Origin of the sequence: Paenibacillus sp. FSL R5-0475 (assembly GCF_038004585.1) — a bacterium.
GTDB lineage: Bacteria > Bacillota > Bacilli > Paenibacillales > Paenibacillaceae > Paenibacillus_AQ.
Map to the genome: position 1 here is coordinate 868,935 of NZ_JBBORK010000001.1, position 24,149 is coordinate 893,083.

At 44.8% G+C, this 24,149-nt stretch carries 23 protein-coding genes; 20 read left to right on the forward strand and 3 right to left on the reverse strand.

Translation table 11 applies throughout. The annotated features are described in order from the left end of the window. The first annotated feature begins 3 nt into the window (after positions 1–3). The 16 genes from MKX41_RS03595 (at position 4) to MKX41_RS03670 (ending at position 18,217) form a co-directional block, all read left to right on the forward strand. Positions 4–1,218 carry an NAD(P)/FAD-dependent oxidoreductase gene (locus tag MKX41_RS03595; protein ID WP_340968714.1) on the forward strand — a complete coding sequence of 405 codons (1,215 nt, stop codon included), beginning with the start codon at positions 4–6 and terminating at the stop codon, positions 1,216–1,218. Between the two features lie 28 nt (positions 1,219–1,246). Further along, positions 1,247–1,429 carry a rubredoxin gene (rd, locus tag MKX41_RS03600; protein WP_076283155.1) on the forward strand — a complete coding sequence of 61 codons (183 nt, stop codon included), beginning with the start codon at positions 1,247–1,249 and terminating at the stop codon, positions 1,427–1,429. Positions 1,430–1,475: 46 nt separating this feature from the next. After that, positions 1,476–2,186 carry a Crp/Fnr family transcriptional regulator gene (locus MKX41_RS03605; protein WP_076298531.1) on the forward strand — a complete coding sequence of 237 codons (711 nt, stop codon included), beginning with the start codon at positions 1,476–1,478 and terminating at the stop codon, positions 2,184–2,186. Between the two features lie 223 nt (positions 2,187–2,409). Continuing rightward, complete coding sequence (locus MKX41_RS03610; RefSeq protein ID WP_060624355.1) at positions 2,410–2,616, forward strand: tautomerase family protein; 207 nt, start codon at positions 2,410–2,412, stop codon at positions 2,614–2,616. Then, the gene (locus tag MKX41_RS03615; protein WP_076298530.1) at positions 2,606–3,562 is read left to right on the forward strand and encodes an ABC transporter permease; all 957 of its coding nucleotides are present in this window, start codon (positions 2,606–2,608) and stop codon (positions 3,560–3,562) included. The genes MKX41_RS03610 and MKX41_RS03615 overlap by 11 nt, the downstream gene beginning before the upstream one ends. 21 nt (positions 3,563–3,583) lie before the next feature. Continuing rightward, positions 3,584–4,468 (forward strand): carbohydrate ABC transporter permease, encoded by an 885-nt coding sequence (locus MKX41_RS03620; protein ID WP_143759319.1) that lies wholly within the window; start codon positions 3,584–3,586, stop codon positions 4,466–4,468. Between the two features lie 64 nt (positions 4,469–4,532). Continuing rightward, positions 4,533–5,564 carry a response regulator transcription factor gene (locus MKX41_RS03625; protein ID WP_076283151.1) on the forward strand — a complete coding sequence of 344 codons (1,032 nt, stop codon included), beginning with the start codon at positions 4,533–4,535 and terminating at the stop codon, positions 5,562–5,564. Further along, positions 5,564–7,360, forward strand: coding sequence for a sensor histidine kinase (locus MKX41_RS03630; protein ID WP_340968718.1), 1,797 nt, complete (start codon positions 5,564–5,566; stop codon positions 7,358–7,360). Before MKX41_RS03625 ends, MKX41_RS03630 begins: the two co-directional genes overlap by 1 nt. A gap of 47 nt (positions 7,361–7,407) precedes the next feature. Then, positions 7,408–8,169: an SDR family NAD(P)-dependent oxidoreductase gene (locus tag MKX41_RS03635; protein ID WP_340968720.1), complete on the forward strand. Its 762-nt coding sequence runs from the start codon at positions 7,408–7,410 to the stop codon at positions 8,167–8,169. Next, entirely contained in the window at positions 8,166–10,244 is a 2,079-nt protein-coding gene (locus MKX41_RS03640; RefSeq protein ID WP_340968722.1) for a heparinase II/III domain-containing protein, read from the forward strand. The genes MKX41_RS03635 and MKX41_RS03640 overlap by 4 nt, the downstream gene beginning before the upstream one ends. Before the next feature lie 2 nt (positions 10,245–10,246). Continuing rightward, positions 10,247–12,541 (forward strand): DUF4962 domain-containing protein, encoded by a 2,295-nt coding sequence (locus MKX41_RS03645; protein ID WP_340968723.1) that lies wholly within the window; start codon positions 10,247–10,249, stop codon positions 12,539–12,541. A 57-nt stretch (positions 12,542–12,598) separates the two neighbouring features. Then, positions 12,599–14,155 carry an extracellular solute-binding protein gene (locus MKX41_RS03650; RefSeq protein ID WP_340968724.1) on the forward strand — a complete coding sequence of 519 codons (1,557 nt, stop codon included), beginning with the start codon at positions 12,599–12,601 and terminating at the stop codon, positions 14,153–14,155. Between the two features lie 230 nt (positions 14,156–14,385). Further along, positions 14,386–15,561 carry a serine hydrolase domain-containing protein gene (locus MKX41_RS03655; protein WP_340968726.1) on the forward strand — a complete coding sequence of 392 codons (1,176 nt, stop codon included), beginning with the start codon at positions 14,386–14,388 and terminating at the stop codon, positions 15,559–15,561. Between the two features lie 49 nt (positions 15,562–15,610). After that, positions 15,611–16,432, forward strand: coding sequence for an ABC transporter permease (locus MKX41_RS03660; protein ID WP_076283144.1), 822 nt, complete (start codon positions 15,611–15,613; stop codon positions 16,430–16,432). Next, positions 16,429–17,211: an ABC transporter permease gene (locus MKX41_RS03665; protein WP_340968727.1), complete on the forward strand. Its 783-nt coding sequence runs from the start codon at positions 16,429–16,431 to the stop codon at positions 17,209–17,211. The genes MKX41_RS03660 and MKX41_RS03665 overlap by 4 nt, the downstream gene beginning before the upstream one ends. A 22-nt stretch (positions 17,212–17,233) precedes the next feature. After that, a complete protein-coding gene (locus MKX41_RS03670; protein ID WP_231573419.1) occupies positions 17,234–18,217 on the forward strand; it encodes an ABC transporter ATP-binding protein in 984 nt (327 codons plus the stop codon). A gap of 5 nt (positions 18,218–18,222) precedes the next feature. Here the strand turns inward: MKX41_RS03670 and MKX41_RS03675 are convergent, their stop codons facing one another. Next, the gene (locus MKX41_RS03675) at positions 18,223–18,792 is read right to left on the reverse strand and encodes a TetR/AcrR family transcriptional regulator (protein WP_340968732.1); all 570 of its coding nucleotides are present in this window, start codon (positions 18,790–18,792) and stop codon (positions 18,223–18,225) included. Positions 18,793–18,955: 163 nt separating this feature from the next. Between MKX41_RS03675 and MKX41_RS03680 the strand changes: the two genes are divergently transcribed. From MKX41_RS03680 to MKX41_RS03690, 3 genes are read left to right on the forward strand one after another with little or no spacing between them, the layout of a single operon-like run. Next, positions 18,956–19,894: a ketopantoate reductase family protein gene (locus tag MKX41_RS03680; protein ID WP_340968733.1), complete on the forward strand. Its 939-nt coding sequence runs from the start codon at positions 18,956–18,958 to the stop codon at positions 19,892–19,894. A 26-nt stretch (positions 19,895–19,920) separates the two neighbouring features. Then, a complete protein-coding gene (locus tag MKX41_RS03685) occupies positions 19,921–20,562 on the forward strand; it encodes a histidine phosphatase family protein (RefSeq protein ID WP_340968735.1) in 642 nt (213 codons plus the stop codon). 15 nt (positions 20,563–20,577) lie between these two features. Further along, positions 20,578–21,168 (forward strand): class I SAM-dependent methyltransferase, encoded by a 591-nt coding sequence (locus tag MKX41_RS03690; RefSeq protein ID WP_340968737.1) that lies wholly within the window; start codon positions 20,578–20,580, stop codon positions 21,166–21,168. Between the two features lie 70 nt (positions 21,169–21,238). On the opposite strand, the gene MKX41_RS03695 is transcribed toward MKX41_RS03690, so the two are convergent. Both MKX41_RS03695 and MKX41_RS03700 read right to left on the reverse strand, forming a co-directional pair. Next, positions 21,239–21,334: a sporulation protein YjcZ gene (locus tag MKX41_RS03695; protein WP_197069771.1), complete on the reverse strand. Its 96-nt coding sequence runs from the start codon at positions 21,332–21,334 to the stop codon at positions 21,239–21,241. Between the two features lie 112 nt (positions 21,335–21,446). Then, positions 21,447–22,850 (reverse strand): RsmB/NOP family class I SAM-dependent RNA methyltransferase, encoded by a 1,404-nt coding sequence (locus MKX41_RS03700; protein ID WP_340968738.1) that lies wholly within the window; start codon positions 22,848–22,850, stop codon positions 21,447–21,449. A 157-nt stretch (positions 22,851–23,007) separates the two neighbouring features. Here MKX41_RS03700 and MKX41_RS03705 point away from each other — a divergent pair, with 157 nt between their 5' ends. Beyond that, complete coding sequence (locus MKX41_RS03705; protein ID WP_042186889.1) at positions 23,008–24,144, forward strand: glycosyltransferase family 4 protein; 1,137 nt, start codon at positions 23,008–23,010, stop codon at positions 24,142–24,144. Positions 24,145–24,149 lie beyond the last annotated feature (5 nt).

Here is a 24,149-nt window from a genome sequence, read left to right on the forward strand (position 1 = left end):
AGGATGACAAAACATTACGTTATAGTTGGCGGCGGAGTAGCCGCCGTCCATGCCGCCAAAGCCATCCGTGATCAAGACGCAGAATCGGAAATTTCGATCCTCGGGGAGGAAAGTCAACTGCCCTATAACCGGATTAAGCTGACCAAAGGGCTGTTTACCGACCTGCACAGTGAGAAGGTGCTGATTAAAAAGGAAAAATGGTACCGCGATAATCGTATATCCGTAAAAACCTCGACCCGAATCAGTTCTGTCCACCCGGACCGGCAAATTGTTGTGACAGAAGATGGGCAAAGTGTTTCTTATCATAAGCTTTTATTGTGTATGGGAGCGAAGAATCGTACACTCTCCCTTGAGGGCTTCGGCCTGAACAATGTTCATACCCTCCGGGATATGAACGACGCGGACAGATTGAAAGAAAACCTGCAGGATGGCAGCCATGTAGCCGTAATTGGTGGTGGAGTGCAGGGAATCGAAACCGCTTGGGCGCTGCATGAAGCTGGATATCAGGTAACGGTGATCGAAGCTTTTCACCGGTTGATGGGCAGACAGCTTGATGAGAAATCCTCACAGCTCCTTAAAGAGAACCTTGAACAAGCAGGTGTAAAGGTTATTCTTCAAGCAGATGTGGCGTCTATTACAGGATCAGAGTTTGTTACCGGAATTACGCTGGATGACCAATCTCATTTTTCCTGTGACCATGTAGTCTACTCCATTGGTATTGTACCAAATACGGAACTGCTAAATGGCTCGAGTATTCAAGTCCGGCAGGGCATTATCGTAAATGAACAAATGCAAACAAATGATCCGCATGTGTACGCTGCCGGAGATGTTGCTGAAATTAACGGGCATGTGGAAGGACTGTGGGGCGGAGCGATGGAGCAGGGTCGGATTGCTGGCAGTAATATGGTCGCCAATCTGACTGCGTATCGTAGAGCTGTTCCGGTTACATTGTTTAATGCTTTTGGAGTCTCTTTATTTTCGATAGGCAACGTTGATGAGCGGTATTGCTATACGGTGGTGAACGGAGAAGAAAATGGGGCGTATACGCGTATCTTTGTGAAAGATAACACAATAATCGGTGCGATATCCTGGCAAGGTGCAGCTGCTTCTCTGGCGTATAAAACCGCTGTGGAGCAAGGCATCCCCCTTACGGGGATTGATGTTAACGGGAGTAGCATCGTGGAAATTATGGCTGAAGTACAATCCAGATTGAACTAAACTACTAACTTTATAGGAGATGACAATGATGAAAAAATATATCTGTCTACCATGTGGCTATATCTATGATCCGGCAGTAGGCGATCCTGATGAGGATGTTGTTGCAGGCACTGCATTTGAAGACTTGTCTGAAGATTGGGTTTGTCCTGTATGTGGTGAAGATACAAGCCATTTTGCGCCGGTTGAAGAGAAAAAAACTTCTGCATCTTAAAGGGAAGTAAGGTTTATAAAAAAAATGAACAACAGGGGGGACAGTTATGAAGGAGTATTCTTGCCAATACGCTGCTGAACCTTGTACCCGCAAGGTGCCGATTTTTGCTGCGTTAAGCGATGACGATCTCTCCCGGATCAGTGCCATGATCAAACATCGAAAGTTCACCAAAGGTCAACCGTTAATTCTGGAAGGAGCACCGTCGGATACGCTGTACATTATTCAGCGAGGCCATGTTAAATTATCCAAAATTACTCCCGAGGGCAAGGAACAAATTTTGCACATCTTGACGAACGGGGATTTTTTCGGGGAACTGAGCATTTTTAACAGCGATGAGCTGAGCAACTTCAGTGCTTATGCTCTAAAAGATACTAACATTTGCATGCTGACTCGAACAGATATGGAGCAGCTGATGACGGAAAATCCGGATATTTCACTCCGGCTGCTGAAGAGTGTGACCAAAAGATTAGCCCATACAGAAAATCTGGCGCAGAGCTTGGCGACCAAAGATCCAGAAATACGAATTGCTTATATGATCATGGAACTCGGTGACAAATATGGCAAACAACGTGGTGCTCATATTCATATTGACCTTCCGTTGTCTCGTGAAGAACTGGCCAGTTATGTTGGGGTCACCCGCGAAACCATCAGCAGAAAATTCTCAAGGTTTGAAGATTCAGGCCTTATTGAACTAATTGGAAACAAGCAAATGCTCATTATAGATCCAGCGGGTTTGGAAAGTTATATGGGGTATTAAAATAGTAATTAAAAATCTAAAATGATAAAGCGGCATTTCTACCATAGATTACGGTAGAGATGCTGCTTTTTTTAGGGGCTCGCTTGAATTCCAGCTCGATTATTACTGGATATACCCTAAAGAAAACACAAGCTTACTCATAGAAAATCCATATTGCAAGCGCTTTATTGCAGGTAGAATGAGGTTAGATTCAATCACTATTCGAGGAAATGGAGGAAAGCTGATGCCACATATTGAGATTAGGATGTACGAAGGCCGAACGAGTGAGCAGAAGGAGGAGATCGTTACTGTATTCACACGGGAGTTATCCCGAATTATTGAACGGGAGGAACGGTTTATTACCGTCGAATTTCAAGAAATTCCCTTAGATGAGAATGCTCCAGCGAACCTGCTGAAAAAAGGACCTATAGGAAACGGTTATGAAGGCTAAGTTAACCGGGATTGACCTTATTAACTACAAAGCCGACACGAGAAGGTCACTGCTCTCAAACATGTGGAAATTCAGAGCACTCTATGTGATCGCGATTCCCGGGATCTTGTATTTTATCATTTTCAAGTACTTGCCGTTGGCCGGTTCAGTGATTGCGTTTCAGAACTACAACATTTTTAAAGGCTTTACAGGTAGTGAATGGGTAGGGCTTGAGCACTTTAGGACGATGTTTCAATACCAGGATTTCGGAAGAATCTTAAGCAATACGATTCTGCTAGGCTTGTATGATCTCATATTTGCCTTCCCGGCTCCAATATTGCTTGCGCTTCTGCTGAATGAAATCCGTCTTGTGTTTTACAAACGGTTTTTGCAAACGGTGGTTTATATGCCCCATTTCCTGTCCTGGGTAATTGTGAGCGGTATCGCCTTGGGTATCCTCTCCCCAGGAACAGGGATTGTGAATCAGGTTTTACAAGCCTTCGGCTTCGAACCGATTTATTTTCTTGGTGAAAATTCATATATTCGCACGATTTTGATCAGTTCCGGCATTTGGAGGGATTCCGGGTACGGTACGATCATTTATCTGGCCGCGCTGGCAGGAATAAATCCAGATCTGTATGAGGCTGCTGAAGTGGACGGAGCCGGGCGCTGGAAACAAACCTTAGCCATTACACTTCCATCACTGATACCGACGATTATGATTTTGTTCCTTCTCCATATCGGGAGATTTCTTGATCTTGGCTTCGAGCGGGTATGGGTATTCCTGAACGCGCTTAATACTGGGAACGGGGAGATTCTGGACACTTATATCTATAAGGCGGGGCTGCTGTCTCAGCAATACAGTTATACAACAGCAGTGGGGCTATTCAAGTCGGTAGTTGGACTCATTCTGGTGCTCATCGGCAACATTTTGAGCAAAAAAACAACCGGTGAATCGCTGTATTAATCGCTCTTTATGGAGGTAGGGATGATGAGAGTACGCTATACTCGCGGCCAGAATCTATTTAATGTGTTCAATCTATTGTTTCTAACCGCTCTCGCTTTGGCTATGTTTCTGCCGTTTCTGAATGTGATTGCCCAGTCCTTTAGCAGCTCTGAAGCAATTATTAATGGCAGGGTAGGCTTGCTGCCAAAGGACTTTACGGCGATCAATTATCAGTACGTTTTCAGCGATCATTCCATTTGGCGGGCGTTCGGTGTCTCCGTCTATATTACGGTGCTGGGCACCGCTATCAATCTGATTGCGACAGCGTCTCTCGCTTATCCGGTGTCACGGCCGGAATTCGTAGGACGCAAATATATTGTCATGATGGTATTGTTCACTATGGTATTCAGTGCCCCTCTTATTCCAAACTTTATCCTGATCAAAAATTTGGGTCTTATGAACTCCCTTTGGGCACTTATGATTCCGGGCGCCATCAGCGCTTTTAACTTTTTCGTGATGAGAAGTTTCTTCATGCAGCTACCTCAGGAGCTGATAGATTCCTCCAGAATCGATGGGTGTGGTGAGCTGCGGATCATTGTCAATATGGTACTGCCATTATCCAAACCGGTAATGGCCTCATTGGGGATTTTCTACGCCGTAGGGCACTGGAATACGTACATGAGCGCTCTGTATTATATCAACAAGCCTTCTTTATGGCCTCTGCAGGTGATGTTGAAGAAGCTCTTCGAGACGGACGATATCAGCATTGATCCGGCTTCCTCAGTTTATAGTTCTTTGGCCCACACCTCACCTGAGGGCATTAAAATGGCTGTTATCATTGTCGCTACTATTCCGATTATCATGATTTATCCGTTTCTTCAACGCCATTTTGTTAAAGGAATGATGGTCGGATCCGTCAAATCCTGATCTAATATAGTGTGGTAGAATAGGAACGCGTTAAGCGAGACGAATCGGAAGGTGGTATCCATGGATGAGATGTGTATTAATCGTAGACGACGAGCCCATGATTCGAAAGGGACTGTCTATCATGATCCAGCAATGCAGCGAGCATCCGTATAATATCAAACTTGCTCAGAATGGCGAAGAGGCAATTCAGCTCATTATGGAGGAACAGCCGGATTTTCTTTTTACAGATATCCGCATGCCCAAAGTCGACGGACTGGAGTTATGCCGGCGGTTGTCGGAGATGGAAACGGATATTCAAACCGTTGTTATCTCAGGTTACGGTGATTTTGAATACGCCCGCCAATGTGTGTCTTATGGAGTGAAAGAATATCTCCTGAAGCCCGTGAGCAAAGTGAACCTTCAAAATGTGATCGCCAAACTGGAAGCGTATAGAAAGAAGCTGGAGAGTTTTGTTTCTGTCGCTAAGATTGATGAATGGGTCATGCGTATGGATGATGCCATCTGGACCTTGGATAAAGAGAGGTTGTACCTTGTACTTCAGGAATGGGAAACTGACTTCCTCCAGCGCAAGATGAGCCGAAGTCAGCAAAAAGAGCTTTTGGAAGAGGGCTACGCCTTGCTCGTGAAGAAGCTCCTTGTCAATTCGGTCATACCCGGTAAAAGCGTGTTAGACTTGTCCGCAGCAGCTGGACCTGAACAGTTATTCCACTGCTTCGCAGAAGCGTCAGCAACTATATTGGAAGAACTCCGTAGAAAGCGCAAGGGCAAAGCGAAGGATCCGATAGAGGAAGCTAAAGCATTCATCGAAAAGCATCTCGCTCAGGAAGTATCGCTCGAGGAGGTGGCGGAAGTACTTGGTCTAAATGCCTCTTACTTCAGCCAGATGTTTAAACACTCGACGGGAGAGACCTTTGTACATTACCGCATCAAACGTAGGATGGAGAAGGCCAAAAGGTTGCTTGCCGATGCAAGCTTTCGGATAACCGATATTTCCTATGAGGTCGGGTATGCAGACCATCCCCATTTTACGAAGACATTTAAGAAGTTTACCGGGCTGGCTCCTTCTGAGTATCGCAACCAGCTGGGGATAGATTGATGAGAAAAAGTCTGTCGAACAAGTTGTTTGCCTCCTTTTTGACCGTTATTCTTCTTTCCTTGTCCATGGTTGGATTTATCTCCTATTTTCAGGCTTCGGCTGAGCTGGATAAATCTTCAGAGAAGTCCATTGCCCAAGTCATCCGAAGCGCGTCCTATCAAACGGATTTGTATTTGCAAAATTATGAAAAGGCTAGCGACTCCATCCTGTCTTACAATCAAGTCAAAGAGTTCCTGGATATGGACCCGGAGAATAGCTACTCCTACTATCAATATACGAATGATATTCAGAAGTATTTGTTTCGGTCTTTGTTTATTCTGTATCCCCAGATTAATCTGATATACGTTATCGGTGAACATGGCAAGGCCATTAGCGATGATAACTCAAATCAAGCGCATAGCCTGAAGTTTCATCCGCAGGAACGTTACCGCTTCTTAAGCGAGCATACGCCGGAGAGCGGCCGCATCACCATTCTTAACACGAATGTGATGAATGAAGGGGATAAGAACATTATTACGATGGTCCGCCGGATCAGAGGACTCGCTTCCTATCGCCCGAAAGGTATAGTAGCCATTGAATTTAAGGCAGAGGATCTGGCCCGCATATGGGAGCCTCTTGATCTGGGACAGGGCGGGTCCTATTTTATCATGGACGAATTCGGCAAGCTCCTATATCGGGCAGAAGGAAACAAAAACTATTCTGAGTTATCTGCTGAGCACATTCAGAACGTATTTCAACACCCAAATGATTCTGTCGTGGAAAAGGTAGACGGGAAAGAGTATTTGTTCGTGTCGAGAAAATCCGATTATTCCAATTGGCAGCTTGTAGTATCCATACCGGTTGGCGAGCTGCGCAAGCCTATTTCTACCATTCGAACGACCACACTGGTGGTAGGAGCTCTTACGCTTGTTGGCACACTATTGCTTGCCATCTGGTTCGGACGATCCATCACGAAGCCGATCCTGATTCTTAAGGAAGGGATGAGGGAGACGGAAAAAGGCAGGTGGCGCAGGCTTGAGATGAACGGCCGTCAGGATGAGTTGGGGGGATTGATGCGCAGCTACAATCTCATGGTGACCCGGTTGTCTGAAATGATTGAGCGGGTATACGAAGCGGAGCTTACCACCCAGAAGGAGGCTCTGGAGCGTCATCAGGCTGAATTCCAAGCACTCCAGCTGCAGATTAATCCACACTATCTATATAACACTTTAGAGAATATTAAATGCTACGCGGTCGTTCAGGATTCGGATGAAATTACAGAAATAGTGGAAGCTATGGCATTTATGCTGCGCTACTCTATCCAAACCAACCTTGAGGAGATCAGGATTGCCAATGAGCTTAATCATGTTCTGAGCTACATGACGATTCTCAAACACCGGATCGGCAGGGAGTTCGAAATCGACGTTGTGATTCCACCGACGCTGCTACTGGCTAAGATGGTCAGGCTGACACTTCAGCCCTTGATCGAAAATATTTTTCAGCATGCGTTTCCTGAGGGAATTGAAGACAGGCATTATATTCGAATTGACGCCAGAATTGAGGGAGATCGGTTTCTAGTTTTCATAGAGGATAACGGAGCAGGGATGTCCCATGAGCGGCTTGTTAAACTTCGTGAGAAGCTGAATCTGAATCAGCTGGCGGATACGGAAGGAGACTCCCTCTATCATACCGGTGGGATCGGGCTCATGAATGTGCACCGGAGAATTCAAATGGTGTTCGGTGAACAATACGGATTAAGCGTCGAAAGCGTGGAGAATGAAGGTACTCGGTTGATCTTATCCATGCCTGCGGAGTGAGAAAATAGATGTGTTCAGACAAGACTATTACTAGGAGGAAATTAGCAATGAAAATTGACTTAACGGGTAAAATTGCGCTTGTTACAGGATCCAATGCAGGGATAGGCCGGCAAATCTTGCAGACCTTGGCTGCTTCCGGCGCCAAAGTGGCTGTAAACTATTTGCTTGGTTCTGCGGAGGAGACGGTCGACGCAATCCGTCAGGCCGGAGGAGAAGCTTATGCTTTTCAGGCAGACGCAACAAGTCCAGCCCAACTGGACAATATGGTGAAGGAAATAGAGGAGCATTTTGGCGGAACCATCGATATCCTCGTCAACAATGCGGGCGGTATGATCAATCGGGTCCCCAATACTGAAATGAACGAAGAACATTACAATAAGGTAATGGACGTCAATTTTAAATCATGCGTGTTTGCCTGCAAAGCTGTAGCAGCGGGAATGATTGCCAAGAAAAGCGGAAAAATCATCAATGTATCTTCCCTCGCGGCTCATGACGGCGGCGGACCGGGGGCTTCCGTTTATGCAGCAGGTAAAGCTGCAGTATGGTCTTATACCAAGGGACTTGCCAAAGAGCTGAGTCCTCACGGAATTAATGTAAACGCTATCTCGCCCGGATTTATCGGTCAGACCGCTTTCCATGCCACCTTTACCGCGGATGCGGCAAGACAGGCGACGATTGCGAAGATTCCGCTGGGCCGGGAAGGTGTCCCACAGGATGTGGGCAATGTGGCACTCTTCCTCGCTTCAGAGCTGTCGGATTATCTGACAGGCGAAATTATTGAAATTAATGGAGGCTTGTTCATGCGATGATGAACCTTAAGGAGAAAGCAGATACTTTTTCCTGGGTTGGTCTCGAGGTGGATAAATTGAAAATGGAGCTGGAACCCTTCTGGAAAGAAGAGATTCTGCTCCCGACAGAACCCGGTGGTTGGTGGCACCAATATGTGTGTCCCCAGCATCATACTGAGCTAATCTTCGATGCTATGGAGCGCAATGCGGTTGTCTTTGCTTGTCCGAAGGGCTGCAAGCTGGAAGGTGAACCCTACCGGGGAGCATGGTTGGTATACCGGCATCAGGCGATGGCGCGATATGCACTGCATGCTGCCGCGGTATTCGCCGCAGACGGGGAAGACTTCTATAGCGGCTTAGCCCAGAAGATTCTTGTCGGATATGCAGAGCAGTTCCCCTTGTATCCGGTACATCCCGATGCTCAACCCTGGATGCTCAGTGGCCGTGCCTTTCATCAGGCGCTGACAGAGGCTATCTGGTCCACCACGCTTATTCGGGCCTATCTGCTGCTTGTGGATCATGGAGTAACGTTCACTGGGGAGGAAGAGGTAAAGCTGCAAGTGTTCTTCTCGATGCTGGAGGAGAGTATGGAGCAATACCGCCACATCCTCATTTACGAGAAGAAGAATGCAGAGAACAATTATACCGCATGGCTGAACGCTAGCCTGGCTTGTGTATATGCCGCCAAAGGTACCAGAGAAAAGCTTGCTTCTTTGCTGGAGGGAGAAGGCGGATTTTATCATCATCTGTCCATTGGCGTGAAGCCAGATGGTTTTGAATTTGAAGGCAGCACGTACTACCATATTTTTGTATTGCGGGCTTATCTCATAGCAGCCGAGATGTACGGGCGCTTCGGGGTTGACCTCTATGCTGCCAAAGGAGATCAGGGACAATCCATCCGTGGCATGTTTCAGTTGCTGATAGAGCTTAGCGGCGATAACGGGGAGCTTCCAGCCGTGCATGATGGTCCTTATGCGCGCGTTCCTTTCGCCCGAGAAATTGCTGAAGTATTTGAAATAGGTATTGCGGTTTACAAAGACCCGAGTCTCCAGCCAATACTGGCGAATGCTTATAGGTATCTATATGGACAGGAATTAAGGACTGGTCTGGAGGCAGTGTTGTATGGAGCAGGTGAGAGTAAGGAACTTCAGACCAGTTACAGAGTGAGAGACTCTGTCCTACTGCCGGATTCCGGATTCGCCGTGCTCCGCCACCCGGGCAATCCGTTGTCCGTTCTGGCGGATTTCGGAGAGCATGGCGGATCACATGGGCATTTCGACAAGCTTCATATTACGATTATGCACCGATGGGGGGAGGTTGCTCCCGAGCTGGGTATGGTTCCTTATGGATCTGTTTTGCGCAAGGAATGGTATTCCGAAACCGCGAGCCATAACACGGTCACCATCGGAGGCTGCTCCCAAGCTCCACATACCGGAAGCTGCTGTCAATTCCGCCAGGAAGGCAACGCTACGTACTTATGGATTCGCTCAGACGGCGCCTATGAAGGAGCTGTTCTAGACCGGCATCTTGTTTTGGCCGACGGTTGGCTGCTGGATTGGTTTCATGTTGAGCAGGTGACGGTGCGGAGTCAGGAAGTAGACTTATGGTTTCATCCGACGGGACATTTGCTGTTACCGTTCGACCCTCACCGTGTCCAGAAGGATTCTCCGACAGTCCTTGGACTGGAAGCGGGTTATGGCTCAGTAGAAGTACTGTCCGCAATGAAAAATGAGACGGAATGTACGTTAAATACGGAGTGGAATATCCGTTATGATGGAGTGAGCACCGGCCGGGAGTATGAACTATCCACGAGTACTCTACTGGCGCCCAGCTCCACTATGTATGAAATCCGCACACCGGGTAATGCCGAAGATCCGAGTAGATTGCTAAGAGGCATTATGCTTCGGCACAAAGGTCCGTCGGTTGAATTTATTACGGTTTATCGGGACGGTCACGAACCTGCTGTACTGAAGCTAGTGAGTCAGGTGGGCGAACCGCCCCGAATACAGATAGCAACAACTGGGCAAGTAGTGGTCTATTGCCTTGACCCTAAAGAGGGACTGATTCAGGAAGAGTCCCGGAATACGGAGGAGTAGAGATGTTAGAACCTTTATTTCAACCTACCAGCGGCGTACTCGACCTGTCATATGGGCCAGATGAAAATACAGATGTTGGAGAGAATCCTCCACGGTTTACTTGGATGCCTGCATGTCTGGAAGAGAGTATGTATGAGCTGCAGATCTCCTCAAACACTGGATTTGAGTCTGAAGGTACGTTGACCTACAGTAGAATTCCCTATAATTTGTTTACCCCGGATAAGCCGTTGGCGCCCGGCTCGTATTATTGGCGATACAGTCTTATCGGGGAGAATGATATCAGATCCGAGTGGAGTAAAGTAAGAGCTTTTGTGGTGGAGGATGAATTGCCGCTAACGCCACTGCCTTCCCGAACAGAACGATATTCAACTGCTTCCGCCAACCATCCGCGGCTTTGGCTTCAAGCGGAGCAACTTCCGTCTTACCGGGAAGTTGTCCGCCAAGACCCCATTTCAACTGGCTGGGATGACTTCCTGAAGCATTCCGTTCTACCCTGGACAGAGCGCGATCTTATTCCAGAACCTGCACCGTATCCAGATAATAAGCGTGTCGCCAAACTATGGCGGCAGATGTATATGGACTGCCAGGAAGTTTTCTATGCTGTCCGGCATCTTGCTATAGCTGGAGTTATGTTGGAAGACGAGGTGCTTATCGCCAAAGCTAAAGAGTGGCTGCTTCATGCTGCTAGCTGGAACACGGATGGTACCACCAGCCGGGATTACAATGATGAATGCTCCTTTCGCATAGCCGGAGCGTTGGCATGGGGCTATGATTGGCTTCACAGCTCTCTGACGGAAGAAGAACGCCTTAAGGTAAGGCAAGCGCTACTGCGAAGAACCGGGCAGATCGCTTTCCATGTCATCGAACGTTCCCGAATCCATCAAGTTCCTTATGACAGCCATGCGATCCGCTCTTTATCCTCTGTGCTCGTTCCCTGTTGTATTTCCATGTTGGGCGAGGAGGAGAAAGCTCAGGAATGGCTTGATTATACGCTGGAGTATTTCTCCGCCATGTATACCCCATGGGGTGGCAAAGATGGCGGGTGGGCGGAAGGTCCGATGTATTGGACCACTCAGATGGCGTTCGTTACGGAGGCACTCAATTTAATTTGCAAATACATGGCAATCAATTTCTATGACCGTCCTTTCTTTCGCAAAACCGGTGATTTTCCGCTCTATTGCTTCAGTCCTGATACCGTGAGAGCCAGCTTCGGCGATCAAGCGTCGCTGGGAGATCCGGTCAATCTCAAGACGGGCTTCAATATCCGCCAATTTGCCGGTTTAACCGGAAATGGGCAGTACCAGTGGTATTTTGAGCAAACTAAGGAACTGAACCCCGACACCCAGATGATCTTCTATAACTACGGCTGGTGGGATTTCCGGTTCGATGAGATAGTTTATCGCACGGATTATCCGCAAATTTCTTCAGAGCCACCGGTGGCTGCAGAACCTCTGAAGTGGTTTCAGGATGTGGGATGGGTCGCCATGCATCATCGGATGGAAGATCCGCAGGAACATATCATGCTGTTGGCCAAGAGCAGCCGTTACGGCTCTGTGAGCCATAGCCATGGGGATCAAAACGCCTTCCTGCTGCATGCCTTCGGCGAGCCCTTGGCTATTGAAAGCGGCTATTACGTTGCATTCAACAGTACGATGCATATGCAGTGGCGCAGGCAGACTCGCTCCAAGAACGCAATTCTTATTGACGGCAAAGGCCAATATGCTGGCACGGACAAGTCGAAGAACATGGCAGCCTACGGCAAGGTGTTGAAGGCGTATAGTACGCCCGGAATCAACTACACGCAAATGGATGCCACCGAAGCCTACCGCGAGAATGTACCCTATATCAAGCGGTATGTGCGGGAAATATTTTTCTTTGATAGCGCTTACTTTGTTATCACTGACAGTGTCGAGCTGGAACGTCCGGGAAAATTAGATTGGCTGTTTCATTCGCTGTATCCAATGAAGCTGAAGGATCAATCTTTTAAAGTACATGGTAAAAAAGCTCAGATGGAGGGCAGATTTGTCTATAGTTCCTCGGGAGAAATGGCACTCAGTCAAAGCAATCAATTTACAGATGTAGATCCGAAAGAATGGGAAGGGCTGCCCGAGCATTGGCATTTGACTGCCTCTACCCAAGAGGCTGTAAGCCATCGGATCGTCACTCTTCTGATTCCCCAAAAAGCAGGAAGCCGGGATTACGTATCGTACTTTATGGACGATCAGGACCATGGGGTTCATGTCTACTTTACGAATCAGGGAATTACCCACCGGGTTGAGATCCCAAAAGCTTATTAGCCTTAAAATATCTTCATTTTACGTATACACCCCATTGTACAAGGAGAGGGTTATATTATGAAAAAATGGATTGGCATCTGTCTGGCTACCGTAATGGGTGCTACCGTTATTGCAGGTTGCTCGAACAAGGACAAAGAAGAGACTGCCGGAGGTTCGTCAAATACGCCGCAGAAAACTGAATTCTCGATCTCGATGCGGACGCTGGCTTTTAACTATGTTGAGAAATCCCCCGACTTGAATAAGGACAAATGGGTGAAAAAGCTGGAGGAGATGACAAACACAGACTTGGATATAGTGTTGGTTCCTCATAAAGAGTTCGAGCAGAAAATGGTGCAGATGTTCGCCACTAATGATATTCCGGATGTCGTTCAAGGCTCGGGCGGCGTAAATGGCAAGGAAATGGCTGGTTCCGTTGAAGCTGGTGTGTTCATGCCCTTGGATGATCTGCTGCAGCAAAACGGCCAGAACCTTTTGAAAGTAATCCCGAAGGAAGCTTGGGAGAACGTCACCTATCAAGGAAAAATTTACGCAATACCGGAGTTTCTGTCCAATCCATCCCGCCGTGCGACTTGGATTCGTAAGGATCTGCTGGATCAAACCGGCTTGCAGATTCCAAAAACGGTTGATGAGTACTTGAATGTGTTACGTGCCTTCAAAAAGCTGGGGATAGAGAACCCTTATATGGGCCGTCAAGATTTCAAATATGCTGATGCGTTCTTTGGCGCTTATGATGTTTTTCCGTACCTGACTATGTTCGAGGAAGTAAATGGCCAGATTCAGCCGAAGTTTATGGATAGCGAAAATATGATGAAGGCGTTACAAACCTACAACACCATGTATACAGAGGGTTTGATCAACAAAGAATTCGCTACTATCAACCCGACCAACTACAAGAATGCGATCCTCTCAGGCAAAGCCGCTATGTGGACGATGAATGCAAACGAACTTCTACAATGGGAGCAGCAATTGAAGGCTTCAACGCCATCCGCCAAGCTGGAGATTATTGCTTCGCCAGTTGGACCTGACGGAAAAGGGGGTTCCTATTTATACGGCTCCGCTACGCGCACCTACTTTATCAAAGAGGGGACGAAGAATGCTGCGGATATTGTGAAATTTTTTGACTGGATGCTGAGTGAAGAGGCAGAAACCTTCTTTACCTTTGGGATCAAGGATGAATCCTATAAGGAAGAGAACGGCAAAATCGTATACACTTCTCCTACGGATTCCGTTGCTGTAGATGAGGAGCGTTACCGTCAGTCTTTCCTCTGGTTGGTGCAGGATACTACGTATAACAAGGGTGCCCTTAATACGACAGAAGAAGGCAGAAGCTTGATCAATGTATATGATACTATTCTGGCTAATGAAGGCCGTGATGGAATTCAATTCGACCCGCGGCTTGATGCCTTGGTGAAGAATCCAGACATTGCACCTAACTCGGACACTGCTCCTCCGGTGCTGCTGACGCATATGGTAAAGATGGTATATGGGAAGGAGCCTATCAGCGACTGGCCGAAGGTTGTAGAAGAGTGGCTTTCCAAAGGCGGCAACGATGTCATCAAAGAAGCTACAGAAAAGTATAATAACAAAGTAGGCGTTACCATGCCACGCAGATAAATTTACCTTCCTGAGGAGCTGACGGTTAAACCGGGCTCCTCTTAAGGTTATAGAAGACGCAAACCATACATATTGAAGTGAGATCAGTATAGAATAGTTAAATATAAAGTTGACCTTCCAGTTCGTTAGATTTTGTTGTAACAATAGTACTGAAAAGGTATTATTAATAAGCAATATATTACATTTTTGAGAATTGACATGGCTTTTCATAGAATACTAGAGGAGTGTGAATGATGTTATCAACTACAGAGCTTAGCAAGCTGCACGAAGCGAATTATAGGGAGGACCGTTTAGAGGCACTTAATAATTTTTATGAGGATCTCTGTAATAAGAAAGTAGCCGATGGCTATATTTATTCTCTTAGTCGTTATGGAAAAATATTTGCTAATGGAGCGGGGGGACGCTTCAGTTACGAAGAAGATAGCGACCAAGAATTAAAAACGGATACAATTTTTCGAATCGCTTCTATTACTAAGCTGTTTACGGCAACAGCGATCTGGCAGCTGGCAGATGATGGAAAAATTTTCATGGGACAACCAGTTAGTTCTATTCTTCCGGAGTTTGATGCCGATCCTTTTAAGCCGATTACAATTGCTCATTTACTGACTCATACCTCCGGCATCGCACCTGATCATGGCACTATAAGTGATACCTACTATAAAAGTGCATGGTGGTATATTTATGAATCAGAGCTTGGAAAAGAAAACTGGATTAAAGCTGGACTTTCCTATGGCATTCGTTTTCCGGTAGGGACTCAATGGATGTATTCCTCGTTCGGATACGTGGTTCTTGGTGCAATTATCGAGAAAATAACAGGTGTTTTTGCAGAAGATTACATAATGGACAACATTGTAAAACCGTTAGGCATGACAGATACTTTCTTTGATATACCGCCTGAGAAAGCTGGTAGGATCGCTATTCGTTCGGAAGAAGCCAAGGAATATCTTCTGAAGCTGCAAAACGGGGAAATTACGGATGAAGAACAAAGGTCTGAGGAAGAAATCAAGACTCCCGGAACTGGTGGGGGACTGTATTCAACCGTTAATGATCTACAAAAGTTCGGAATCATGCTGCTTAACCATGGGGAATACGAAGGTGGTCATATCTTAAGTCGGATGGCTGTTCAGAGAATGACCAAGCGGTTCAATTCTGAAAAACTTCCAAACTACGCATGGGGAGATGGAGGAGCGGATAGACCATACGGTCTTGGGCCAGACCTTCGATATAATGAAAGTACATCTTATTCTGAAGGCACTTTTTTTCACGAAGGATGGGGGTCTTGTTCTTTGGTCGTTGATCCGGTAGAAAAGCTGATTGCCGTTTGGTATATCCCTTTTCATAAAAATATATGGGACGGTAGAGGGATTTTCGGTACAAACAATGTGATCTGGTCCGGACTCGAATAAGAATAAGATTATATGTTGTGAGATATCAAAGATGGGCAGGATGTGACTTATGTTTGAGAAGATAAAGCACCGCTTTCGCGTTATGAGAGCGGTTGCTTTTGTTACTTATAAGGAATGGAGTGCGTACAGAACGCATTCGATGGTTTCTATTTTTGTAGGCCCGGTATATTTTTTAGTGCAGTATTATATATGGAGCGCTGTTTATAGCGGGGAATCCTCTATTAACGGGATGTCGCTCTCTCAGATGCTCTCTTATTTTTGCGCCACGATGTTGATCAACTACTTGACCATGGATTTTGCCGATTGGAATTTACAAATGCTCATTCGCACCGGGAAATTCATTACGTTCTCTTTAAGACCAATGAATCATATGTTCTATGCATTGTCACAGAAGGCAGGGCATAGGGTACTTGGGCTTCTATTTGAATTTATACCCTGTTTTATGATCTTCTTCTTTATTTTTCATATTGATGTTTTACCCGCAAATTTACTATACGCAATGCTATCGATAGCTATGGCGTTCATGATGAATTTTTTCATCCACTATAGTATTGGAATGGTGGCCTTTTGGATGGTGCAATCCTCCAGTATTCGTAACTTTTTCAGTCTTTGTGAGGGGATATTCTCAGGATCACTGATTCCATTAGTCTTTTTTCCAAAATCCTTACAGATGGCTTCCTTTTTCTTACCGTTTCAATATACGACCTTTCTGCCTGCAATGGTCTATACAGGTAGCTATACTTTAGCTGATATAACCTTACCTATTCCTCAAGTTTTGTTGCTGCAGCTTATAGCCGTTATTATTGCCGGAATAGTCTGCCGGGTGTTGTATGCGGTGTCGCTTAAGCATTTTACGGGGGTGGGCGCATGAAACGTATGTTTTTAATATACAAAACTTGTATGAAGGCGAATATAGCTTCTGCTATCACTTATCGTGTTAATTTTATTCTTAATAGTCTTATCATGCTTATAGGGAATGTGTTGTTTCCTCTAGTAACGGTATTCATTTATAATTCGAATGCTTCATTTGAAGGATGGACCTTTAAAGAGGCACTATTAATTCAATCTGTCTTCATTCTGTCTACGGCTTGTGCCGGGATTTTTTTCAACGGAATCATGTGGAATACGATGTCCCATGTAGTGGAAGGAACGCTGGAAGTGGTATTAATTAAACCAACCTCGAGCCTTTTTCTGCTGTTGGCCAGATCTTTTGAGTTCGAAAGTATCGGGCTTTTAGGTGGAGGAGTAGTCATGTTCGTTTACGCACTTAGCGGAATCGATGGGATGACCTTCAGCTCTTGGTTATTGTTCCTGTTATTGTTTGGAGCAGGGATGCTTGTCATGTTTGGCGTGGCGCTCATTGTTGCAGCGATTTCCTTCAAATGGGTGGCGAATTCCCGCTTGCCGGAGATGTTTGAGAGCATTAAGTCTTTTGGACGCTATCCAGGGACGATTTTCCCTAAAGCAGTCGTAGCCGTGAGTTCTTTTCTTTTTCCGGTTTCCATGATTGCTTACTTTCCTGCATCTACACTGCTTGGACGATGGGAAGCTTATTTTTTTATAGCGATTATCCCTTGTGTGTTATTTGCGGCCTTCGGAATTTGGCTCTATACGTACATGCTTCGTAGTTACAAAAGTGCCGGAGGATGAATTTGTATGAAGGAGAATTACATTGGACATTATTACCGTCAAGAATTTAACTAAGCAATATGAAACGTATCACCGTGGACAAGATGCAAAAAGCGTATTTAAAAGTCTGTTTCACCGTGAAAAATCGATTATCACCTCTGTAGAAGATCTTTCGTTCAGTGTTGGAAAAGGAGAGATCATTGGCATTCTGGGGCCAAACGGTGCAGGTAAATCTACGACTATTAAAATGCTGACAGGCGTTCTCTATCCTACATCAGGAGAAATAAATGTTCTAGGATACAACCCTCATAAGCAGAAAAATCAATATGTAAAGCAAATCGGAGTTTTGTTCGGACAGAAATCTCAGTTAATATGGGACATTCCTCCTTTGGATAGCTTTTATATGAATAAGGAAATTTATGATATTCCTACGAATGACTTTCGTACAAGACTAGACCGATTTGTTAGCATGTTTGAGATTGGTGATATTATCACTAAGCCTACGCGCACCCTTTCACTGGGAGAACGAATGAAATGCGAGTTTATTATGGCAATGCTTCATTCTCCGCCAGTGGTTTTTTTGGATGAGCCGACGATCGGGCTGGATGTTATAGCTAAACAAAGAATCAGAGAATTCATTAAGCAAATGAATCAGGAAGGCACCACATTTATTCTAACGACACATGACTTGGAAGATGTGGAGCGTTTGGTACAAAGAGTACTAATTATTCATCAAGGTAAAAAAGTATATGACGATAAGTTCTCCGAACTTCGACTTCATTTAGGCGCTAAAAAAGTGGTCAGGCTTTCTGCAGCTACAACGATTGGAGATATTGACCTGCCTGGGACTCTGATATCGGAAAGAATATCGGATTACGAAGTGGAATTAGAGATCGATACCGAGCAGTGTAAAATGGGTGAGTTTCTTCATATTCTTAGTGAAAAGGTAGAGATTCTTGATATATCCATTAAGGAGATTCAAATTGAAAAGATCATCAGCTCCATTTATGAGATGGATATGGGATAATATTTTCAAGCTTGAGAATGGATCATTTGCAGATTCAGATCTAGCATTGACCATAACTTTTCAGTAATTTCTTTTGCAGAACAAGGATTACTATGGGTAAACCACCATTCAATCACTCCGACAGTCGCCGAACTCAAAAATTGTACGGATATATCCTTACTTAACTTATCTAGGTTTAAATTGTTTTCTAAGAATTGTGTTTTGATTTGATTATTTATCATATCTTGTAATTGGTTTCTAAAGGAGAGCAAAGCTTTGTTTCTTAATAAAGTCTTATAAAAGAGAGCATTCTCCTCCAATTGTTCCAGTGTGCGGAGTAATGATGTCTTAGAGGGATTGGGGTCGGTTTCATCCTCCACTGCGGAGCAGCTTTCGATTAGTTGCTGGAGCTGAGCCGCCAGGCATTTATCCATCAGATCATATTTATCCGCATAATGGGTATAAATCGTTCCGCGGTTTACATCAGCGCGCTCTGCGATTTCGTTAATCGTTATTTTTTCAAAATCTTTTTCAGCCATTAGTTGAATTAATGCATTCATGATGGCTGTTTGGTTTTTTTTAATTCTTCTATCCATGGTAATACTCCCTTTTTATTAAACAATGTATTGTATTTTGTTGAAAAATCAACAAAACCGATCAAACTAACGATTGAACCCTACCGGAGATGTGATAATCTGATTTTATCGAACAGATGATCGAAATTCAACAAATGTCTAAAAAGGGATAGAGGAGTTAAATATGAGAATATTAGTTTTCGGAGCGGGAGTTTTAGGCAGCTATCTTGCACATGTCCTGGTGCGTGGGGGAAACGATGTCACAGTGCTTGCCAGAGGGAAGCGTGCAGAGCAATTGAAGAAAGACGGTCTTGTACTTCGCCATTATTTTCAATGTAAAAACACTATGGATTCTGTAAAAGTCATCTCAGAGCTTCAACCGGATGATCACTATGATCTTATTTTTGTTGTTATGAAATACAATGATTTTCCGGCCGTATTACCTATTTTAGCTAAAAATCAGAGTCAGAATATAATTCTTGTGGGTAATAATGGCGATGCTCACGAAATGCAAAAGGATCTTCAGGAAATGAGCGATGTAAGAAAAAATATACTCTTTGGATTTCAGCTTAGCGCAGGAATTCGTGAAGCGAGCGGTCGAGTTATCAAAATACACGCAGGTGGGCAAATGGTACTTGGCAGTCTTGACGGTGAGATCCCAATAAAACACTTACTGGAAAAAGCGTTTGAGAACGCTAAGTATAAGCTAACTTATCATGAGGATATGGATGCTTGGCTCAAAAGTCATATCGTGCCTATAGTGGCTTTGAACTCCCTTAATTATCTTCATGACGGGGATTTGAAAAAGGTATCTAAAGATAAGAAGCTATTAAAACAAGCCATTTCGGTAATGGACGAAGGGTTTCAAATGATGGAGAAGCTAGACTATACGATCACTCCAGCAGGTCAAGTTGACTTTATTCGAAAACATAAACAGGGTGTATACTATGGTCTGAAAATAATTCATAAATTACCCTTTATGAAATATGTAGATGGTTCTTTCAGCGAAATTGCAGCTTTGTTTAATTCGTTTGATAAGTTGAAACAACAAGCAAACATTGCGACGCCCCATTGGGATCAACTTCAAAAACAAGCGATCTCGAAGTTTAATGCAAATGTATAACAATCTTTTTTGGAGGTGTACAATCGATGGCTATATATTTTATACGGCATGGAATAGATGATGAAGGCTATCGTGGGGGTTGGAGTCAACGTGGGCTTGTAGTAGAGGGCTATAGACAAGCCGAACGACTTGGTTGTTATCTTAAGGAAAATCAGTCTAGCTTTAACATCACTCGTATCCTTAGTAGTGATTTGCAGCGTGCGTTAGATACAGCAAATGAGATCGCCAGAGCGCTAAGCTTGCCTGTTGAAAGCAGTCAGTCTTGGAGAGAAACGAATAATGGTGTAATCGCTGGAATGCCCCATGAAATTGCAAATGAACGATACCCGGGTCTCTATTTCTCAGAATTAAGAATGGATGAGAGATTTCCAGGAGGAGAGAGCCCACAGGATTTTTTTACGCGAATTAATACAAGTTTCTCAAAACTATGTAATGAACTGGAGAGTACTGATCCAAAAGAAAATGTAATTGTGGTTACGCATGGTGGCGTAATTAATATTATTTATCATATTTTAAAAGGGCTAACGTGGACCAATAAGAATGCCCATTTCCCGACTTCATATACAAGTATTCATAAAATAGAGTATCAAGTAGATAAGTGGGTAGTTACAGCTGAAAATCTTACGGAGCATATATCAAGTGATCAGGCTGCTGGTTTGTCCAATTGATTGGGAGGTACAAATATGGGATTATTGAATGCACTGATCGATCAAGCCAAGAACCCGAGAGGATTCGTGGGGAATATCATGATCAAGATCATGAACCAGGCACATTCCAGCATAACAACGTGGGGGCTTAAAAAAATAGAAATGATGAACAACGCACCTATTTTGGACATAGGCTGTGGTGGCGGTCAAACTATACATATGCTTGCAAAACATAATAAATATCAGGAAATCTACGGCATAGATTATTCTCAGCAAGCTGTGGAGACATCCAATCAAAAAAACAATAAGGCTGTTGCCGCAGGTAAGGTGAAGATTAGTCAGGGAGACGTATCGGCTTTACCGTTCAATGATGGATTTTTCGGGACGATCACGGCTATTCAGACGCATTATTTCTGGCCAGATCTTGAACAAAATATAAGTGAAGTGTTTAGGGTGCTGAAGACAGGCGGAACGTTTGTTATTATTTCTGAGGTCTATAAAATCAATTATCACATGAAACAATACACAAAAAACGAAGGGATAGATCAGTTATTTCGGAAAGTTGGCTTTCAAACGGTAAATATTCACGAGAACAACAAATGGAGATGTTATGCTGGAAAGAAATAAAGCGGCCGCACCGCCCTACAAAGGACGACACAGCCGCTTTAATTTCACCGTCTAATTAGCCGGATTGGTATTAAACGAACAACGAACGGGAAATGATTACGAGCAAGATAAAAAGTACCAAGATCGCTCCAGTCGAAGTGAAGGCTCCTCCATGAAATTCTCCCATGTTAATTCCTCCTTACCATATGTCTTTGTTCTCAAGTGCTGCGGCGGGTGTCGCAGCTTTCTGAGATAATGACATCATATGCCAAAGTGGACTGGATGTACTGGTCTATGGCCTATTGCTCGTCAATATGGGCTTTTAAGATGCGAAGTCCTTTAGGAAGATGATTCTTAAGTTGGCCTGCACTTGCTTTGCCCCAACTTATCGGCAATCCATCTAAAGTTACTAGTGTCCATCCATGTAATTCCACCGGTACTGGTAAGCTTTCTCCCCGGAGCCAAGCATGTATTTCCAGCCCCCCACTACTGAGATCAAAACTACGTGTTACTTGTGTGTGCTGAATAGCCATCGCTAGGGCGTGAGCGGGTTCAATCCGATTTTTCTTCAAATGGGCAATATGTAGCCCGGCACGAGGAATACGCAAACCATCCAGCAGCCCAGTATGGAAGTTGCCATTAAAGGATTCAGGCAGTAAATAAAGGGATTCTCCGAACAGCAGAGGGACGCCTTGATATGAGAAACCAGGAAGCTCTAACGAAGCCCAGTCTTGGAATAACTGGTATGCATCGCGAACGGAAGAATTAATTTTTGGGTTGCTTTTGCTTCGACGCTTTTTGGTGCTGCGTTTGGCGTCATCGTTAACGTCGTTTTCGGTGACACTTTGCTTACGTAGGAGTGCAACAAAGTGGCCTTCGCCTTTTTCTAAATGTGGCCAAAGGCGCTTGTGGGTGATTAATTCCATATCGGGGTAACGATCCGTCAATCGGGTAATGATCTCCTCATTCTCTTGACGGTTAAAGGTGCAAGTAGAGTAGGCTAGAGTCCCCCCAGGCTTAAGCATAAGGTAGGCGTCTTGCAGGATGTCCCATTGTCTCGCCGCACACATAACCACATGGTCAGGAGACCACTCTTGAACGGCATTTGGATCTTTTCGAAACATGCCTTCTCCTGAGCAAGGAGCATCCAGCATAATTCGGTCAAAAGCAAGTGAAAAGCGCGAAGACAGCTGCTCTGGCGTTGCACAGGTTACGAGGGTATTCTTTATACCTAAACGCTCTACGTTCTCTGCAAGGATTTTTGCGCGCTCTGGATGGATTTCATTAGAAATTAAGAGGCCTTGTCCTTGCATTAAACCAGCGATATGCGTAGTTTTACCCCCTGGAGCTGCTGCAAGGTCGAGGACGGTTTCACCGGGTTTAGGTGCCAGCAGTTCAGCTGCGGACATTGCGGAAGGCTCCTGAATATAATATAGTCCAGCAGAATGGTAAGGGTGCCTGCCTGGTCGAGCGGGCTCTTCATAATAATAACCATCAGGGCACCATGGGATAGGTTTCAGATCAAACTGTGAGACTGTGCGTTCTACTGCGACTTGACCTGAATCTGAGATACTTTTCAATGGATTAAAGCGAAGTCCCTGCGTTCGTGGAGCTGAATAACTTTCTAGAAAAGCATTTGCCTCTTGCCCCAGCATTTCTTGTATATATGCGGTGTAAGAGGCAGGCAGCTGTTCTTCCTTCATAGATCATTCTCCTTTTTCTTAGTTGCTGTTTCATGTTTATACCGATAAAATCAAGGTATGGGGAACGTAATCGTACCTGAAATTCTACATATACACAACTATATCATAATTGCCAAGTCTTACTGTACGTAAGGCAATTGTAAAGGGGATGTACCATATGAATTTGCTGCAAGCGCTCTTCTTCCCACCGGAGCAACCCGGTGGTGTATCGTCCATGATCCCTTATCTTCAGGAAAGGTTCCGTTCAAGCCGCTGGGAGATGGATTTGTTTTGGTTACCTAAGCGGATTCGCAACAAGGGACATGAAGAAGTCATATTCGAGACCTTTGATTGGACCCAGTTTGGGGAAAGTCAGATCGTTCAGAAATATATTCAGACCTACCGTGATTATCTATGGTGGACTAAACTACGAATGAGCAAGACATATGATCTTATCCATTCCCATCATCCAATTGCTGGTTTAGCAATGAAAAAAGTATTTCCAAATACTCCGTTAATTCAAACCTTACATTCCAGTTATGAGCGAGAGCTGATTCTGAATGGAGCTATTTCTGAAGGTGGACTGGAACATCAGTTTCTAGTTTCGCTATACCGCGAACTTGAGCATGTTAGTGATCGGTTAATGACTGTGTCGCAAGCTTTTGCAGAGTATGTGGCGCCTTATATTCTAGATCCTTCTAATATAGGAGTAATACCGAATGGTTTTGATGAGAAAAGGTTTAAGCCAGTCCCGCATGACAACGCTGTACCACAGCTAGTGACTGTGACACGTCTAGTTCCAGCCAAAGGAATTGATACTTTACTCAAGGCCTGTGCTGAGCTTAAAAATCGCGGCCATGAATATGTACTGCATATTATTGGAGATGGACCTTCCCGTGCGGATTTGGAAAACATGGCTAAGCAATTAGGGATTTATAATGAAACGATTTTTTATGGATATACGCTCCATCCGGAAGAATTCATGCCTTTCTTTGATATTTTCGTGCTGCCTTCTCGAGCGGAGGCCTTCGGATCGGTGTTTGCAGAAGCAGCGCTTAGCTGCTTGGCTTTAGTTGGGACGAATGTAGGCGGGATACCGGAGCAGATTGAAGATGGTGTGAATGGCCTGCTCGTCAGTCCTGATGATGAGATTGCTCTTGCTGACGCTTTAGAGAAGGTGATATCTGATCCGGCTTATCGTTATGAGCTTTCTCGTTCAGCTTGGGATAAAGCGAAAAGCTTGTACTCGCTGACTCGTGTCGCTAATGAACTTAAAAAGACATACTTACAGTATCCCTCAGGAACGAAGGGGTGAGCAGC

Excerpts from the sequence above, each read along its gene's own strand:
- MKX41_RS03605 (WP_076298531.1), top strand. The coding sequence starts at position 1,476 with ATGAAGGAGTATTCTTGCCAATACGCTGCTGAACCTTGTACCCGCAAG.
- MKX41_RS03675 (WP_340968732.1), bottom strand. The coding sequence starts at position 18,792 with ATGGATAGAAGAATTAAAAAAAACCAAACAGCCATCATGAATGCATTA.
- MKX41_RS03640 (WP_340968722.1), top strand. The coding sequence starts at position 8,166 with ATGATGAACCTTAAGGAGAAAGCAGATACTTTTTCCTGGGTTGGTCTC.
- MKX41_RS03615 (WP_076298530.1), top strand. The coding sequence starts at position 2,606 with ATGAAGGCTAAGTTAACCGGGATTGACCTTATTAACTACAAAGCCGAC.
- MKX41_RS03595 (WP_340968714.1), top strand. The coding sequence starts at position 4 with ATGACAAAACATTACGTTATAGTTGGCGGCGGAGTAGCCGCCGTCCAT.
- MKX41_RS03665 (WP_340968727.1), top strand. The coding sequence starts at position 16,429 with ATGAAACGTATGTTTTTAATATACAAAACTTGTATGAAGGCGAATATA.
- MKX41_RS03705 (WP_042186889.1), top strand. The coding sequence starts at position 23,008 with ATGAATTTGCTGCAAGCGCTCTTCTTCCCACCGGAGCAACCCGGTGGT.
- MKX41_RS03655 (WP_340968726.1), top strand. The coding sequence starts at position 14,386 with ATGATGTTATCAACTACAGAGCTTAGCAAGCTGCACGAAGCGAATTAT.
- MKX41_RS03630 (WP_340968718.1), top strand. The coding sequence starts at position 5,564 with ATGAGAAAAAGTCTGTCGAACAAGTTGTTTGCCTCCTTTTTGACCGTT.
- MKX41_RS03695 (WP_197069771.1), bottom strand. The coding sequence starts at position 21,334 with ATGGGAGAATTTCATGGAGGAGCCTTCACTTCGACTGGAGCGATCTTG.
- MKX41_RS03620 (WP_143759319.1), top strand. The coding sequence starts at position 3,584 with ATGATGAGAGTACGCTATACTCGCGGCCAGAATCTATTTAATGTGTTC.
- MKX41_RS03650 (WP_340968724.1), top strand. The coding sequence starts at position 12,599 with ATGAAAAAATGGATTGGCATCTGTCTGGCTACCGTAATGGGTGCTACC.
- MKX41_RS03690 (WP_340968737.1), top strand. The coding sequence starts at position 20,578 with ATGGGATTATTGAATGCACTGATCGATCAAGCCAAGAACCCGAGAGGA.
- MKX41_RS03635 (WP_340968720.1), top strand. The coding sequence starts at position 7,408 with ATGAAAATTGACTTAACGGGTAAAATTGCGCTTGTTACAGGATCCAAT.
- MKX41_RS03660 (WP_076283144.1), top strand. The coding sequence starts at position 15,611 with ATGTTTGAGAAGATAAAGCACCGCTTTCGCGTTATGAGAGCGGTTGCT.
- MKX41_RS03700 (WP_340968738.1), bottom strand. The coding sequence starts at position 22,850 with ATGAAGGAAGAACAGCTGCCTGCCTCTTACACCGCATATATACAAGAA.
- rd (WP_076283155.1), top strand. The coding sequence starts at position 1,247 with ATGAAAAAATATATCTGTCTACCATGTGGCTATATCTATGATCCGGCA.
- MKX41_RS03625 (WP_076283151.1), top strand. The coding sequence starts at position 4,533 with ATGAGATGTGTATTAATCGTAGACGACGAGCCCATGATTCGAAAGGGA.
- MKX41_RS03610 (WP_060624355.1), top strand. The coding sequence starts at position 2,410 with ATGCCACATATTGAGATTAGGATGTACGAAGGCCGAACGAGTGAGCAG.
- MKX41_RS03685 (WP_340968735.1), top strand. The coding sequence starts at position 19,921 with ATGGCTATATATTTTATACGGCATGGAATAGATGATGAAGGCTATCGT.
- MKX41_RS03680 (WP_340968733.1), top strand. The coding sequence starts at position 18,956 with ATGAGAATATTAGTTTTCGGAGCGGGAGTTTTAGGCAGCTATCTTGCA.
- MKX41_RS03645 (WP_340968723.1), top strand. The coding sequence starts at position 10,247 with ATGTTAGAACCTTTATTTCAACCTACCAGCGGCGTACTCGACCTGTCA.